This is a genomic window from Pseudomonas agarici (assembly GCF_900109755.1).
Taxonomy (GTDB): domain Bacteria; phylum Pseudomonadota; class Gammaproteobacteria; order Pseudomonadales; family Pseudomonadaceae; genus Aquipseudomonas; species Aquipseudomonas agarici.
This window is the reverse complement of record NZ_FOAR01000001.1, coordinates 138,102-154,186: the sequence shown is the minus strand read 5'-3', so window position 1 is coordinate 154,186 and position 16,085 is coordinate 138,102. Positions and strand designations below refer to the sequence as shown.

The 16,085-nt window shown below is 62.3% G+C and carries 12 protein-coding genes; 7 read left to right on the top strand and 5 right to left on the bottom strand.

Going from position 1 to position 16,085, the window contains the following annotated elements; all coding sequences use genetic code 11:
* From BMX68_RS00665 to pdxJ, 5 genes are all read left to right on the top strand, one after another.
* On the top strand, window positions 1-378 hold the full coding sequence (locus BMX68_RS00665) for a DUF4845 domain-containing protein (RefSeq protein WP_017130778.1): 378 nt from the start codon (window positions 1-3) through the stop codon (window positions 376-378).
* Window positions 375-1,064, top strand: coding sequence for a ribonuclease III (rnc, locus tag BMX68_RS00660; protein ID WP_017130779.1), 690 nt, complete (start codon window positions 375-377; stop codon window positions 1,062-1,064). The genes BMX68_RS00665 and rnc overlap by 4 nt, the downstream gene beginning before the upstream one ends.
* The gene (gene era / locus BMX68_RS00655) at window positions 1,057-1,959 is read left to right on the top strand and encodes a GTPase Era (RefSeq protein ID WP_017130780.1); all 903 of its coding nucleotides are present in this window, start codon (window positions 1,057-1,059) and stop codon (window positions 1,957-1,959) included. The genes rnc and era overlap by 8 nt, the downstream gene beginning before the upstream one ends.
* A gap of 110 nt (window positions 1,960-2,069) precedes the next feature.
* Complete coding sequence (gene recO, locus BMX68_RS00650) at window positions 2,070-2,759, top strand: DNA repair protein RecO (protein ID WP_017130781.1); 690 nt, start codon at window positions 2,070-2,072, stop codon at window positions 2,757-2,759.
* Between the two features lie 51 nt (window positions 2,760-2,810).
* The gene (gene pdxJ / locus BMX68_RS00645; protein ID WP_017130782.1) at window positions 2,811-3,557 is read left to right on the top strand and encodes a pyridoxine 5'-phosphate synthase; all 747 of its coding nucleotides are present in this window, start codon (window positions 2,811-2,813) and stop codon (window positions 3,555-3,557) included.
* 38 nt (window positions 3,558-3,595) lie between these two features.
* Here pdxJ and mltF read toward each other — a convergent pair whose 3' ends face one another.
* The gene (gene mltF, locus BMX68_RS00640; protein WP_017130783.1) at window positions 3,596-5,056 is read right to left on the bottom strand and encodes a membrane-bound lytic murein transglycosylase MltF; all 1,461 of its coding nucleotides are present in this window, start codon (window positions 5,054-5,056) and stop codon (window positions 3,596-3,598) included.
* Window positions 5,057-5,344: 288 nt separating this feature from the next.
* Here mltF and purL point away from each other — a divergent pair, with 288 nt between their 5' ends.
* Together purL and BMX68_RS00630 are read left to right on the top strand one after the other, a co-directional pair.
* Window positions 5,345-9,241, top strand: coding sequence for a phosphoribosylformylglycinamidine synthase (purL, locus tag BMX68_RS00635; protein WP_026013047.1), 3,897 nt, complete (start codon window positions 5,345-5,347; stop codon window positions 9,239-9,241).
* Between the two features lie 8 nt (window positions 9,242-9,249).
* Window positions 9,250-9,561, top strand: a complete 312-nt coding sequence (locus BMX68_RS00630) for a YqfO family protein (protein ID WP_017130785.1) — start codon at window positions 9,250-9,252, stop codon at window positions 9,559-9,561.
* A 138-nt stretch (window positions 9,562-9,699) separates the two neighbouring features.
* Here the strand turns inward: BMX68_RS00630 and nagE are convergent, their stop codons facing one another.
* Genes nagE through nagA form a run of 4 tightly spaced genes read right to left on the bottom strand, consistent with a single transcriptional unit; the run spans window position 9,700 to window position 16,075 of the window.
* Window positions 9,700-11,412, bottom strand: a complete 1,713-nt coding sequence (gene nagE, locus BMX68_RS00625) for an N-acetylglucosamine-specific PTS transporter subunit IIBC (protein ID WP_017130786.1) — start codon at window positions 11,410-11,412, stop codon at window positions 9,700-9,702.
* Between the two features lie 23 nt (window positions 11,413-11,435).
* Window positions 11,436-13,952, bottom strand: a complete 2,517-nt coding sequence (ptsP, locus tag BMX68_RS00620) for a phosphoenolpyruvate--protein phosphotransferase (RefSeq protein WP_017130787.1) — start codon at window positions 13,950-13,952, stop codon at window positions 11,436-11,438.
* A gap of 13 nt (window positions 13,953-13,965) precedes the next feature.
* Window positions 13,966-14,988, bottom strand: a complete 1,023-nt coding sequence (locus BMX68_RS00615) for an SIS domain-containing protein (RefSeq protein ID WP_026013048.1) — start codon at window positions 14,986-14,988, stop codon at window positions 13,966-13,968.
* Entirely contained in the window at window positions 14,969-16,075 is a 1,107-nt protein-coding gene (gene nagA / locus BMX68_RS00610; RefSeq protein WP_017130789.1) for an N-acetylglucosamine-6-phosphate deacetylase, read from the bottom strand. The genes BMX68_RS00615 and nagA overlap by 20 nt, the downstream gene beginning before the upstream one ends.
* Window positions 16,076-16,085 lie beyond the last annotated feature (10 nt).

The following is a 16,085-nucleotide window of genomic DNA, read 5'->3' as shown; positions in this document are numbered from 1 at the left end:
ATGAAATCCGCCGCTTCCCAGAAAGGTCTGTCGTTTTTTGGCTGGTTGTTGGCGCTGGCGCTGGTTGCCTTTGTCGCCAGCACGGCATTCAAGTTGGTCCCACATTACCTCGACTACCTGTCGATGAAGAAAATCATCATGTCGGTGGAAACCGACAAGGTAGCGGGCGTCATCACCGTCAGCGACTTTTACACTCATGTTGCCCGCGGTATGCAGGTCAACAGTATTCAGGATGTGGATTTGAACAAAGCGTTAAGCGTGACGGTGGAGAACAATCGGTTCCTCGCCCATTTGAAATACGAGCAGCGTGATCCACTGATCCAAAACATCGATCTGGTGGTCAAGTTCGACCACGAATTCAGCGTGGGTAAACCGTGACCGTGTCCTTGAGCCGTCTCGAGCGTCAGCTCGGCTATACCTTCAAGGATCAGGAGCTGATGGTCCTGGCCCTGACTCATCGCAGTTTTGCCGGGCGCAACAACGAGCGCCTGGAGTTTCTCGGTGACGCAATTCTCAACTTCGTGGCCGGTGAGGCGCTGTTCGATCGCTTTCCACAGGCCCGTGAAGGCCAGTTATCGCGTTTGCGCGCACGCCTGGTAAAAGGTGAAACACTGGCGGTACTGGCCCGTGGTTTCGAATTGGGCGATTACCTGCGTCTGGGCTCCGGTGAGTTGAAGAGTGGTGGTTTTCGCCGTGAGTCGATCCTGGCCGATGCCCTGGAAGCGCTGATCGGTGCGATCTATCTCGACGCGGGCATGGACATGGCCCGCGAGCGTGTGCTCGCCTGGTTGACCTCGGAGTTCGACAGCCTGACGCTGGTGGACACCAACAAAGACCCCAAGACCCGTTTGCAGGAATTCCTGCAGTCGCGTGCCTGTGAACTGCCGCGCTACGAAGTGGTGGATATCCAAGGTGAACCGCATTGCCGGATGTTCTTCGTCGAATGCGAAATCACTCTATTGAATGAAAAAAGCCGAGGACAAGGCGTGAGCCGTCGTATTGCCGAACAGGTAGCGGCCGCTGCTGCATTGATCGCCCTGGGCGTGGAGAATGGTAATGACTGATTCAACTGCAACACGCTGCGGCTACGTCGCCATCGTTGGCCGGCCGAACGTGGGCAAATCCACGCTGCTGAACCATATTCTTGGACAAAAGCTGGCGATCACTTCGCGCAAGCCTCAAACCACCCGCCACAACATGCTCGGGATCAAGACCGAGGGCACCATCCAGGCGGTCTACGTCGACACACCAGGCATGCACAAAGGTGGCGAGAAGGCGCTGAACCGTTACATGAACAAGACAGCCTCGGCGGCGTTGAAAGACGTCGATGTGGTGATCTTTGTCGTCGACCGCACCCGCTGGACCGAAGAGGACCAGATGGTCCTGGAGCGGATCCAGTACGTCGAAGGTCCGGTGATTGTCGCGTTGAACAAGACGGACCGAATCGAAGACAAAGCCGAGTTGATGCCGCATCTGACCTGGTTGCAGGAGCAGTTGCCGAACGCGCAGATCGTGCCGATCTCCGCCCAGCAAGGGCATAACCTCGATGCCCTGGAAGGCCTGATTGCCCAGCATCTGCCGGAAAATCAGCATTTCTTCCCGGAAGACCAGATCACCGACCGTAGCAGCCGTTTCCTCGCCGCTGAGTTGGTGCGCGAGAAAATCATGCGCCAGCTAGGCGCGGAACTGCCTTACCAGATCACCGTGGAAATCGAAGAGTTCAAGCAGCAAGGCAAGACCTTGCATATCCATGCGCTGATCCTCGTCGAACGTGACGGTCAGAAGAAGATCATCATTGGTGACAAGGGCGAGCGCATCAAGCGCATCGGCACCGAGGCACGCAAGGACATGGAACTGCTGTTCGACGCCAAGATCATGCTTAACCTGTGGGTCAAGGTGAAGGGCGGCTGGTCCGACGACGAGCGAGCGCTGCGCTCGTTGGGTTATGGCGATCTGTAACACGGCACCCTGTGGCTAAGCACGCGCTCTGGTGGCGAGCGGGCAAGCATGCTCGCCACCATCAGTTTGCCCGCCACACGTAGTATCCTTTCAGAGACATTCATACGCCGATGTCCACCCAGCCCCCTCCCGGCCAACCGGCCTACGTCCTGCACTCCCGTGCTTACCGCGAAAGCAGTGCGCTGGTGGATTTCATCACCCCACAAGGCCGGCTTCGTGCGGTACTACGCGGTGCGCGGGGCAAAGCCGGGACTCTGGCGCGACCCTTCGTGCCCCTTGAAGTCGAGTTTCGCGGTCGCGGCGAATTGAAGAACGTTGGTCGCATGGAAAGCGCAGGCGTCTCCACCTGGCTCAACGGCGAAGCACTGTTCAGCGGCCTCTACCTCAATGAACTACTGATCCGCCTGCTGCCCGCCGAAGATCCGCACCCGGCGGTCTTCGACCATTATGCCGCGACCTTACTCGCCCTTGCCGAAGGGCGTGCGCTGGAACCGCTGTTGCGCTCGTTTGAATGGCGACTGCTGGACGATCTCGGCTACGGCTTTGCCCTGGACGTGGATATCCATGGCGAACCACTGGCGGCGGACGGTTTGTATCGCCTGCAAGTCGATGCCGGTCTTGAGCGGGTCTACCTGCTGCAACCCGGATTGTTCCAGGGCACCGAGCTGTTGGCGATGGCCGAAGCCGACTGGAGCGCGGTCGGAGCTCTGCCGGCGGCCAAGCGCCTGATGCGCCAGGCGCTGGCGGTGCATTTGGGGGGCAAGCCGCTGATTAGTCGCGAGTTGTTTCGAAAGCCCTGAGATCCCCGTGTATGCTGTGGGGCGAATCCTCAACTGTTCAGGAGCCTTCCAGTGACCACCCGCACCCGCATTCTTCTTGGCGTTAATATCGACCACGTAGCGACTTTGCGTCAGGCCCGGGGCACGCGTTACCCCGATCCGGTCAAGGCCGCGCTGGATGCCGAAGAGGCGGGGGCCGATGGGATCACCGTACACCTGCGTGAAGATCGCCGGCATATCCAGGAGCGTGATGTGCTGCTGCTCAAGGATGTGCTGCAAACCCGCATGAACTTTGAAATGGGCGTGACCGAAGAAATGATGGTGTTTGCCGAACGTATTCGTCCGGCGCATATCTGTCTGGTCCCGGAAACCCGTCAGGAACTGACGACCGAAGGCGGCCTGGATGTGGCCGGGCAGGAGGCGCGGATCAAGGCGGCGGTGGAGCGCTTGAGCAGGATTGGCAGTGAAGTCTCCTTGTTCATCGATGCCGACGAGCAGCAGATTGCCGCGTCCAAGCGGGTCGGGGCTCCGGCGATCGAATTGCATACCGGGCGTTATGCCGATGCCCAAACCCCAAGCGAGGTGGCCGAGGAGCTGAAGCGAATCGCCGATGGAGTGGCCTTTGGCGTGTCCCAGGGGTTGATCGTGAACGCCGGGCACGGCCTGCATTATCACAACGTCGAGGCAGTGGCGGCGATCCCTGGAATCAATGAATTGAACATCGGCCACGCGCTGGTGGCCCATGCGTTGTTTGTCGGTTTCAAGGGCGCGGTATCGGAAATGAAGGCGCTGATCCTGGCGGCTGCGGCCAAGGCCTGAGATCATTCCTGGCTTCTTGCCGCATGATCATGGCGAGCTTATAGCTGCGGCGATTGCTCGGTTGGTTTGGTCTTGTCGACGCCTGGCACATGCAGGGCACTTTCCGTCACCTGGCTGCCTTCCAACTGCGGTTGGGTCACCCAGGTCAGGATGTCGTAATAGCGACGGATGTTGGCGACGAAATGCACCGGCTCGCCGCCGCGGGCGTAGCCGTAGCGAGTCTTGCTGTACCACTGCTTTTGCGCCAGGCGTGGCAGCATTTTCTTCACATCCAGCCATTTGTTCGGGTTCAGACCTTCGTTTTCGGCCAGTTTGCGGGCATCGTCCAGATGACCGCCGCCGACGTTGTAGGCGGCCAAGGCAAACCAGGTGCGATCCGGCTCCTCGATTTTCTCATCGAGCAGGTCCTTCACGTAGGCCAGGTACTTGGCGCCGCCACTGATGCTTTGTTTGGCGTCCAGGCGGTTAGATACACCCATGGCCTGGGCGGTGCTCTGGGTCAGCATCATCAGGCCGCGCACGCCGGTCTTGGAAGTGACGCCCGGTTGCCATAGCGACTCCTGATAGCCGATGGCTGCGAGCAGGCGCCAGTCGATCTTTTCTTCCTTGGCCGAGGCCTGGAAGTATTTCTCGTATTTGGGCAGCCGTTGCTGCAGGTGCTGAGCGAAGGTATAGGCGCCGACATAGCCGAGGACGTCGACGTGCCCGTAATAACGGTCTTTCAAGCGTTGCAGAGTATCGTTCTTCTGTACCTTGTCGAGGTAGGCGTTGATCTCGTTGAGCAGGCTATTGTCTTCTCCCGGGGCGACCGCCCAGCGTTGGTTGCGGACGTCGCCGAGGTCGAAGGCGACCCGCACGTTGGGGAAGTAGACCTGGTTCATCGCCACTTCGTTGGAGTCCACCAGGGTCAGGTCGATCTGGCCCTCATCAACCATGCGCAATAGGTCGATCACTTCGACGGCGTCGGATTCTTCGTATTCTATTGCGGGATTTTGCTTCTTCAGTTCGGCCAACTGTTCCGCGTGGGGGCTGCCTTTCAATACTGTGATGCGTTTGCCCACCAGATTCGCGGGGGTGGTGGGGCGGGATTGGCCGTTACGGTAGATGACTTGCGGGGTGACTTCCAGATAAGGGTGGGAAAAGCGCGCCTGTTGCTTGCGTTGATCGCTGCCTACCAGGCCGGCGGCTGCCAGGACCGGGCCGTTGGGTTGGCCCAGTTGCTTGAACAGATCGTCAAAATTGTCGGCGGTTTCGATCTGGAGCTTGACCCCCAGGTCATCGGCGAAGCGCTTGACCAGCTCGTATTCGAAGCCGGTTTCGCCGTTGCGATCCTGGAAGTAGGTCGCCGGGCTGTTGCGGGTGATCACGCGCAGTACGCCATCCTCCTTTATGCGCTCAAGCGTGCTGGGTTTTTCAACACAGGCACCGAGCATCAGGAAGAGTCCGGTTGCGATGAGCCACTTGGCGCAACGCGGGCGGAAAGTCGTTTGGGAAAACATGTGCGCAGTATACGCAAAGGACCCCGGCCGCCATATCTCGACAGATGGGTGTCGGTCTGCTAGCGCAACCCGGATAGTGCTGAAGACCTCGGAAATGGGGCGTGGCGCCGGGGGAAACGGAGCAAAAATAACCGCTCCGGATGTCCTTGATGCCTATTAATAATAAGCAGGCCCACCCGGACCGACGTCTGGCGCACGGCAAACGTGCCGTTTCGGGTGTCGTGGCGGGCGGTTTAGGCTAGAATGCACGGCCTCAAAGCACACCCCCTTCCCGAGGCTGTCCCGAAGATGTTGATCCTGCGCGGTGCTCCTGCCCTTTCCGCCTTTCGCCACGGCAAACTTCTTGAGCAACTTAGCCGATGCGTTCCGGCTGTCAGTGGCTTGTATGCCGAGTTCGCCCATTTCGCCGAAGTCACCGGTGTTCTGACGGACGACGAACAGCAAGTGCTGGCCCGTCTTCTGAAATACGGCCCGAGCGTGCCGGTTCAGGAGCCTGACGGCCGTTTGTTCCTGGTGTTGCCGCGTTTTGGCACTATTTCGCCATGGTCAAGCAAGGCCAGCGACATTGCTCGCAACTGCGGCCTGGGGAAAATTCAGCGTCTGGAGCGCGGTATTGCCTTCTACGTCGCCGGCCAGTTCAGCGACGCCGAAGCCGAGCTGATCAGCGCCAACCTGCATGACCGCATGACCCAACTGGTGCTGACCAATCTGGAGCAGGCCGCCGGCCTGTTCAGCCATGCCGAGCCCAAGCCGCTGACGGCCGTGGATGTCCTCGGTGGGGGGCGTGCCGCGCTGGAAAAGGCCAACCTCGAGTTGGGCCTGGCCTTGGCCGAAGACGAAATCGATTACCTGGTGAATGCGTTCATTGGTCTCAAGCGCAATCCGCATGATATCGAACTGATGATGTTCGCCCAGGCTAACTCCGAGCACTGTCGTCATAAAATTTTCAACGCCAGTTGGGATATTGATGGCCAAAGCCAGGAAAAAAGCCTGTTTGGCATGATCAAGAACACCTACGTGATGCACAGCGAAGGTGTTCTGTCGGCCTACAAGGACAACGCCTCGGTGATCGTTGGCCATGTCGCCGGTCGCTTCTTCCCGGACCCCGAGACCCGCCAGTACGGCGCGGTGCAGGAGCCGGTGCACATCCTGATGAAAGTCGAGACCCACAACCACCCGACTGCGATTGCCCCGTTTCCGGGCGCCTCCACCGGCTCCGGTGGCGAGATTCGCGACGAAGGTGCCACCGGACGCGGCGCCAAGCCGAAAGCCGGCCTCACCGGTTTCAGCGTATCCAACCTGCGCATTCCCGGCTTTGAGCAACCTTGGGAAGTGTCTTATGGCAAGCCCGAGCGTATCGTCACCGCGCTGGACATCATGATCGAAGGCCCGCTGGGTGGCGCGGCGTTCAACAACGAGTTCGGTCGTCCGGCCCTGACCGGTTACTTCCGTACCTTCGAACAATCCATCACCACCCCGCGTGGCGAGGAAGTGCGCGGCTATCACAAGCCGATCATGCTCGCTGGCGGCATGGGTAACATCCGCGCCGAGCACGTGCAGAAAGGCGAAATCAGCGTCGGCTCCAAACTGATCGTACTCGGTGGCCCGGCGATGCTGATCGGCCTGGGCGGCGGCGCGGCGTCCTCAATGGCCACCGGCACCAGCTCGGCGGACCTGGACTTTGCTTCGGTACAACGGGAAAACCCGGAAATGGAGCGCCGTTGCCAGGAAGTGATCGACCGTTGCTGGCAGTTGGGCGACAAGAACCCCATCAGCTTTATCCATGACGTCGGCGCGGGCGGCCTGTCCAATGCCTTCCCGGAGCTGGTCAATGACGGCAACCGTGGTGGCCGTTTTGAACTGCGCAATATTCCCAACGACGAGCCGGGCATGGCCCCGCACGAAATCTGGAGCAACGAATCCCAGGAGCGTTACGTCCTGGCGGTCGATGCCGCCGATTTCGAGCGCTTCAAGGCGATCTGCGAACGCGAGCGCTGCCCGTTCGCGGTCGTCGGTGAGGCCACCGCCGAACCGCAACTGACAGTCACCGATAGCCACTTCGGCAACAGCCCGGTGGACATGCCCCTCGAAGTGCTGCTGGGCAAGGCTCCGCGCATGCACCGTTCGGCGGTTCGCGAAACCGAGCTGGGCGACGATTTCGATCCGAGCAGCCTGGCGATTGCCGACTGCATCGAGCGCGTCCTGCACCATCCAGCCGTGGCGAGCAAGAGCTTCCTGATCACCATCGGCGACCGCACCATCACCGGCCTGGTTGCCCGCGACCAGATGGTTGGGCCATGGCAGGTCCCGGTGGCTGACGTCGCCGTCACCGCCACCAGTTTCGACGTCTACACCGGTGAAGCCATGGCCATGGGCGAGCGTACCCCGCTGGCCTTGCTCAATGCCCCGGCGTCCGGTCGCATGGCGATCGGCGAGACCCTGACCAACCTATCGGCCTCGCGCATCGGCAAGATTTCCGATATCAAGCTCTCGGCCAACTGGATGTCGGCGGCCGGTCATCCGGGTGAAGATGCTCGCCTGTATGACACGGTAAAAGCGGTGGGGATGGAACTGTGCCCTGAGCTGGGCATCACCATTCCAGTGGGCAAGGACTCGATGTCCATGGCCACTCGCTGGAACGACGAAGGGGTCGACAAGAGCGTCACCTCGCCGTTGTCGCTGATCGTGACCGGCTTTGCGCCGGTGCTCGATATCCGCCAGACCCTGACGCCTGAACTGCGCATGGATAAGGGCGTTACCGACCTGATCCTGATCGACTTGGGGCGCGGCCAGAACCGCATGGGGGCATCGATTCTCGCCCAAGTGCATGGCCAGCTCGGCAAACAGGCGCCGGACGTCGATGATGCGGAAGACCTCAAGGCTTTCTTCGCTGTGATCCAGGGGCTCAACGCCGACGGTCACTTGTTGGCCTACCATGACCGTTCCGACGGTGGCCTGCTGGTTAGTGCAGTGGAAATGGCCTTCGCCGGCCACTGCGGCCTGAACCTGAACCTCGATGGCGTGGCGGAAAGTGCCGCCGAGATCGCGGCCATCCTGTTCAACGAGGAGCTGGGTGCGGTGATCCAGGTTCGCCAGGATGCGACTGCGGACGTGCTGGCGCAGTTCAGCGCCGCTGGCCTGGGCGATTGCGTGGCGGTGATCGGCCAGCCATTGAACAACGGCGAAGTCAGCATCACCTTCAACGGCGACACGGTGTTCGCCGGCGAGCGTCGTCTGCTGCAACGCCAGTGGGCGCAAACCAGTTACCGGATCCAGCGCCTGCGTGACAACGCCCACTGCGCCGACCAGGAATTCGACCTGCTGCTCGACGAGAGCAACCCTGGGCTGAGCTACAAGACGCGCTTCGACGTCAACCAGGACATCGCCGCGCCCTACATCAAGAAGGGCCTTCGCCCGCAGGTGGCGATACTGCGCGAGCAGGGTGTCAACGGCCAGGTGGAAATGGCGGCGGCGTTCGATCGTGCCGGCTTCAATGCCATTGACGTGCACATGAGCGATATCCTCGCCGGTCGTGTCGACCTGAACGCCTTCAAGGGCCTGGTCGCCTGTGGCGGCTTCTCCTACGGCGACGTCCTGGGTGCCGGTGAAGGCTGGGCTAAGTCGGCGCTGTTCAACGCCCGTGCCCGTGATGCCTTCCAGGGCTTCTTCGAGCGCAGCGACAGCTTCACCCTTGGCGTGTGCAACGGTTGCCAGATGCTGTCCAACCTGCACGAATTGATTCCGGGCAGCGAGTTCTGGCCGCACTTCGTGCGCAACCGTTCCGAGCAATTCGAGGCGCGGGTGGCGATGGTGCAGATCCAGGAGTCGAACTCGATCTTTCTGCAGGGTATGGCCGGTTCGCGCATGCCGATTGCCATCGCCCATGGCGAGGGTTATGCCGAATTCGACAGCGAAGAAGCCCTGCTGCAAGCCGACTTGTCGGGTTGCGTGGCCATGCGCTTTGTCGACAACTATGGCAAGGTCACCGAAACTTACCCGGCCAACCCGAACGGTTCGCCGCGTGGGATCACCGGACTGACCAGCCGTGACGGTCGCGTCATGATCATGATGCCGCACCCTGAGCGGGTGTTCCGCGCTGTGCAGAACTCCTGGCGTTCGCAAGACTGGAGCGAAGACGCACCCTGGTTGCGTATGTTCCGTAGCGCTCGCGTCTGGGTCGACTGAGTCGCGTCATGTACAAGCTCAGCTTTTTTGTTCCGCCAAGCCATGTGGAGCAGGTCAAGAGCGCCGTATTCGCCGCCGGTGGCGGACGGATCGGCGCCTATGACCACTGCGCCTGGCAGGTGTTGGGTCAGGGCCAATTTCGCCCGTTGGACGCCAGCCAGCCGTTTCTCGGGCAAACCGGGGTGGTCGAGCAGGTGGCGGAATGGAAGGTTGAGCTGGTCGTGGAGGATGCGCTGATCGAAACCGTGGTCACGGCCCTCAAGCACAGTCACCCTTACGAGACGCCGGCCTATGAGGTCTGTCGTCTCGCCGATTTTTGATAGCCGGATCGTTCCTTCGATCAGGGCTACGCCTTAACGGCTGCTGCACCCCCGCCTCGGAATGGAGGCGGGGAGCGTTGGCCGGACCAGCGCTCACTCACGCAAAAGTCTTCGGGAAATCGGGACGGCTGTACGACATCAGGACGATAGTGCCGAAGGTCTCTTGAGATTCAGTGCGGGGGCCAGCGCTTCGCTCATCCCGCCAGCGCGATTGCCCACCAACAGATGCCAGACGCCTTTGTCCAGTTGGCTGACACCCTGGCAGCCTAATGTCTTCAACGCCTTTTCCGACAAGCGCTGATCTTCCTCCAGCCTGACCCGTAGGCGGGTCATCGCCACGCATTCCAATTGCAGCACATTGGCCTTGCCGCCCAGTGCGGCGAGCCATTGTCGTACCTGCTGCGCGGTCAGCGGTTCCTGGGCGCTCGCCTGGTCGGCAACGGCGCGTACTGGCGACGCCGCGGTGGGCAGTGCCAGGCGAATCTCATCGGCGATACTGTCCGCCAACGGTCCGACCACCACCTGCAAGCTGCCAGCATGGCCGGGGCGCACCACAGCCATAGCGCCGAGTGCCTTGAGATCGACATCCACAGCCTTATTGCGATCCAGCAGCTCTACCCGCAACCGTGTGGTGCAGGCGCCCACCGTCACCAGGTTATCGGCCCCGCCCAGCGCCTGGATGTAAGCTAAGGCGCGCTGGTTTTCGCTGAGTGCCTTGGCCGTTACCGTGTTGCCGATGGGTTCGCGCCCTGGGGTCTTCAGGTCGAAACGACGGATGCAGAAATCGAACACGAAATAGTAGACCAGCGCATAGGCCAGCCCTACCGGCAGCACCCGCCAGCCGTTGGTGGACTTGCCCCAACCCAGTGCTATGTCAATGGCGCCACCGGAAAAGGTGAACCCCAGGTGGATGTTGAGCAGGTTGGTGATGGCCATCGAGAGTCCGGTGAGCAGCGCATGCAGCACATAGAGCAGCGGCGCGAGGAACATGAAGGCGAACTCGATGGGTTCGGTCACCCCGGTCAGGAACGAGGTCAAGGCCATCGACAGCAGGATTCCGCCCATCAGCTTGCGGCGCTCGGGTAAGGCGTTGCGATACATCGCCAGGCAGGCGGCGGGCAGGCCGAAGATCATCACCGGGAACATGCCGGTCATGAACTGGCCGGCTTTCGGGTCGCCGGCGAAGTAGCGCGCCAGGTCGCCAGTGATTATGCGACCGGTCTCCAGATCGGTGAAGCTGCCGAAGACAAACCACATCATGTTGTTGAGGATATGGTGCAATCCGGTGACGATCAGCAGGCGGTTGAAAACGCCGAAAATAAACGCGCCAATGCTGCCGCTTTCGACCAGCAACAAGCCCAGGCTGTTGATGGCGCTTTGGATCGGCGGCCAGATCAGCCCGAAGATCACCCCCAGGCCCACCGCCGAAAAGCCGGTGACGATCGGCACGAATCGCCGTCCGCCGAAGAAGGCCAGGTATTCCGGCAGCTTGATATCCTTGAAGCGGTTATACAGTGCGCCGCCGAGCAGGCCACTGATGATCCCCGCGAGCATGCCCATGTTGATGCTACTGTCGAGCACCTGGAGCGTGGAGCTCATCACCAGGTAGCCGATGGCGCCCGCCAGCCCGGCGGTGCCGCTGTTGTCGCGGGCAAAACCTACGGCGATGCCGATGGCGAAGATCAGCGCCAGATGGGTGAAAATGGTGTTGCCGGCATCGTGGATGATCGCAATATTTAGCAGGTCGGTATCACCCAGGCGCAGCAACAGGCCGGCAATCGGCAGGATGGCGATGGGCAGCATCAGTGCGCGGCCCAGGCGTTGCAGACCCTCGATAAACAACTGGTACATGGCGTGTCTCCTTATTGTTGTTATCAGCTCAGCGGCCAGTGTCGGCGGCAGCTCTCGCGGACGCTGGCGGCACTGCCGAGCTGGAGCAGCGACTGGCTGATCCGGCGACATTCGGCGGCGTCGAGACTGCGTACCCGTTCCTTGATCTCGCCGATCTGCGGCGGGCTCACGGACAGTTCACTGACGCCCAGACCGATCAGCAGTGGCGTCGCCAACGGGTCCGAGGCCAGGGCACCACAGACGCCGACGCAGCGTTGATGGCGAGCGGCGCCCGCGCAGGTCTGGGCAATCAGGCGCAGCACCGCCGGGTGCAGGGCGTCCACCCTGGCGGCCAGGCCCGCATGGTCGCGGTCCATGGCCAGGGTGTATTGCGACAGGTCGTTGGTGCCGATGGAGAGGAAGTCGGCGTGCTCTGCCAACTGTTCGGCCAGCAGGGCGGCGGATGGGACCTCGATCATCACCCCCAGCTCGGGACGCTGGCTGATGCCCAGCTCGGCGGCCAGTTCGTCGAGGCGCTGGCGGATTTGCAACAGTTCATCGACCTCGCTGATCATCGGCAGTAGGATCCGACAGCGTTGCAGCGGGCTGACTTGCAGTAGGGCACGCAGTTGCTGATCCAGCAGTTCTGGCCGGGCCTGGGCCAGGCGGATGCCACGTAGGCCGAGCACAGGGTTGGCTTCGGCGGGGAGTGGCAGGTAGTCGAGATGCTTATCGCCACCGACATCGATGGTGCGGATGATGACGGGCTTGTTGCCCATGGCATCGATCACGCCCTGGTAGGCGTTGCGCTGTTCTTGTTCATCGGGCGCGTGCTGGCGGTCGACAAACAGAAACTCGGTGCGCAGCAGGCCGACACCGTCGGCGCCGCCTTGATTGGCCTCCCTGGCTTCATGGGCCGAGGCGACATTGACCAGCACCTCGATGGACAGGCCGTCACGGGTCCGTGCCGGTGAGTGGCTGTGCACCTGTTGCTGCTGGCGCCGCAACTGATGTTGCCAGTGGGCCAGGGCGACTTCTTCGAGGCGTGTGGTATCGGGGGTCAGTTCGAGGCGTCCGTGATCGGCATCGAGTACCAGCTGCTGACCGGGAGCGATTTCCAGCAGTCGCGGGCCGAGGGCTACCAGGCAGGGCAAACCCTTGCCCCGAGCGAGGATCGCCACATGGGAAGTGGCGCCGCCTTCGGCCATGCACAGCCCGGCGATTTTCTGCTGGCTGATCAGCAGGAGGTCGGAAGGGGTCAGCTCTTGGGCGACGACAATCGAGCCTTGCGCCACTTCAGGGTGCCAGGCCTTGCCGAGCAGGGCACGCAATACCCGTTGGCGCAGGTCGCGCAAATCGTTGGCGCGTTCGGCGAGCAACGGGTTGCCCAAGTTCAACAGCACCTGGCATTGGGTTTCGATGGCCTGGCTCCAGGCATGGGTCGCCGCGCTGCCCTGTTCGATGGCCTGGCTGGCGGCATCAAGCAGGGCCGGGTCTTCGAGCAGGGCCAGGTGAGCGTTGAAGATCGCTTGTTCTTCGTGATCCTGGCGCCCGTGGGCCTGTTGCAAGGTATCGTAGATCTCGGCGCGGACCTTCTCCAGGGCGATATCCAGGGCCTGCAGTTGTTCGTCGGCGATATGCCCACGGGTATCGGGCGCCAGCTCGATGGCTTGCAGGTGTGCGAGCGGGCCGCTGACCAGTCCGGGAGCGGCGCACACGCCATGCAGCACGCCGGACTCGGCCGGTTGGCTGGAGGTGGTTGGGTGGGACGGGGCTGCGTGATGTTTGCCTTCGGCCAGCGGTGTTTGCAAGACCTGCAGCAGTGCCCGCAGGGCCGCTTCGCGATCGGTGCCACGGCAGGTGATTTCCACCTGGGCCTGTTCGGTGACGCCCAAGCCCATGATGCCGATCAGGCTGGTGAGGGAGGCAGATTTGTCTCCCAGGCACAGCCGCGCTTCACAGTTGAAACCTTGTGCGGTCTGGCGCAGCAAGGCCGCCGGACGCGCGTGGAGGCCGCCGCGATGGGCGACCCGGGCACTGCCACGGACTTCTTCGGGCATCGTGTCGGTAACCGTTGCCGGTGGAGGGGCAGTCTGGCGCGACAGGATCTGCAGTAACGGCTCACCGACCTTTACCGAGTCGAGGGGCAGGAGCCGTAGTTGATAGTGTTCGCCGTTAGTCAGCACCAGCGGGCTCACCAGGCTTGTGCAGCGTCGGGCGACCCGGTCGAGATCGAAGCGCAGCAGGGCCTGGCCGGCAGTGACCTGGGCGCCTTCCTCGATCAACAGAGTAAAACCTTCGCCTTGCAGTTCGACCGTATCCAGGCCCAGGTGCAGCAGCAGTTCGGCGCCGTTGTCGGCACGCAGGGTCAAGGCGTGCAGCGTTCGCGCGATATGCACGATCACTCCGGCACAGGGCGCATGCAGCGTGTCGTTGAGCGGATCGATGGCGATGCCTTCGCCCATGGCCCCGCTGGCGAAGACCGCATCCTCGACGCGGGTGAGGGGAAGTACGGGGCCGCTCAGCGGAGCGCCGAGGGTGATCTCATTATTGTTATGCATGGCGCTGTACTCGTCAGTGGGTACGGGTGACTTTGCTCAGGTGACGCGGTTGATCAGGATCCATGCCGCGGGCCTCGGCCAGTTGAGCGGCCATCACATAGAAGCTCTGGATCGCCAGGATCGGGTCGAGGGCCGGATGTTCGGCGCGGTCCAGGTCCAGGTCGCGTTCGGCGATATCGGACGGCGCGGCGAGCAGCACGCGGGCACCGAGTTCGCGCATGTCGGTGGCCAGCTTGAGCAGTCCGGCCTGTTCCGCGCCCCGTGGGGCGAAGACCAGCAATGGGTAACCGGTGCCGATCAGGGCCATCGGGCCGTGGCGAACTTCTGCGCTACTGAAGGCCTCGGCCTGGATCGCCGAGGTTTCCTTCAACTTCAATGCGGCTTCCTGGGCAATGGCAAAGCCGGCGCCGCGACCGATCACCATCAGCCGCTCGCTGCCGCGCAGCACCTCGATGGCCTTGCTCCAGTCCAGGGCAGCAGCCTGTCGCAGGCCGGCGGGCAAGGCCTGGCCGGCGTCGAGCAGGGCGCGATCCTGTTGCCAATGACCGAGCAGCCGGGCGCTGGCGCTGAGGGTGGCAATAAAGCTCTTGGTGGCGGCGACGCTTTGCTCGGCCCCGGCCAGCAGCGGTACGGTGTATTCACAGGCGGCCTCCAGCGGCGAGTCGAGCGCGTTGACCATGGCCACGCTCAGGGCGCCGCGCTCGCGCAGTAGGTGCAGGCTGTCGACCAGGTCGGGGCTTTGGCCTGATTGGGAAAAGGCCCATACGGCCTGCCCGCTGACCCGCAGGGGCGAATGTCGCAGGGTGACCACCGACATCGGCAGCGACGCCACCGGCACGCCAGTCTTCTGCATGGTCAGGTAGGCGAAATAACTGGCGGCGTGGTCGGAGCTACCACGGGCGACGGTCATTGCCACATGCGGCGGCTGCTGGCGCAGGCGGGCGGCGATCTCGCTCAGACCGTCGTCGAGTTGGCGCAGCTGGCGGCTGACCGCTTCATGGGAGGACAACGCCTCTTCAAGCATTCTGGAAGTCAACGGCTTCTCCTTCGACCCTTACCGAGGTCAGTGTCAGTGAGCGATCCAGGCGTACACAGTCGGCCCAGGCTCCAGGCTCCAGGCGTCCGCGTTGTGCCAGGCCGAGGTAGTCGGCGGGGAACTGCGAGAGGCGTTGCGAGGCTTCGGCGATGGACAGGCCGATCTTCACCAAGTTGCGCAAGGCCTGATCCATGGTCAGGGTGCTGCCGGCCAGGGTGCCATCGGCTAAGCGCACGCCGCCCAGGCATTTGGTTACGGTATGGCTGCCCAACCGGTACTCGCCATCCGGCATGCCGGCGGCAGCGGTCGAATCGGTCACGCAGTAGAGGCAGGGGATCGAGCGCAGGGCCACGCGCATGGCGCCTGGATGCACATGCAGCAGATCGGGGATCAGTTCGGCGTAGCGGGCATGGGCCAGGGCGGCACCGACGATGCCCGGCTCGCGGTGATGCAGCGGGCTCATGGCGTTGTACAAGTGGGTGAAACTGGTGGCTCCGGCGTCGAGGGCGGCGACGCCTTCTTCGTAGCTACCCAGGGTGTGCCCGATCTGCATGCGTATGCCACGCTGGCTGAGGGCACGGATCAACTGGGCGTGACCGGCAATTTCCGGAGCGATGGTGATCACCCTGATCGGTGCGCGGCGCAGGTATTCATCGATCTCGGCGGCGATTGCCGTGTGGGCGAAATTCGGTTGGGCGCCCAGTTTGCCGGGGTTGATGAACGGGCCTTCGAGGTGGACGCCGAGGACACGGGCGGTGCCGGGCAGGCGCTGTTCGCAGTAATGGCCGAGCTGGGTGAGGATTTCGCCGATTTCCTCGGGCGGTGCGGTCATGGTCGTGGCCAGCAACGAGGTGGTGCCGAAGCGTAGGTGGGTGCGGGCGATGGTTTCGAAAGCCTCGTCACCCTGCATGACGTCCTTGCCGCCACCGCCGTGGACATGTAAGTCGATAAAACCGGGCAGCAGGTAGGGCAGGTCGTTGTCGGCCGGATCGCAGAGGGTGCCTTCTATACGTTGCACTTTGCCCGCCTGATGGACCAGGCGGCCGCGAATCCAGCCTTGCGGGGTAAGGATATTGTCTTCGGACATGGCAGGTTCC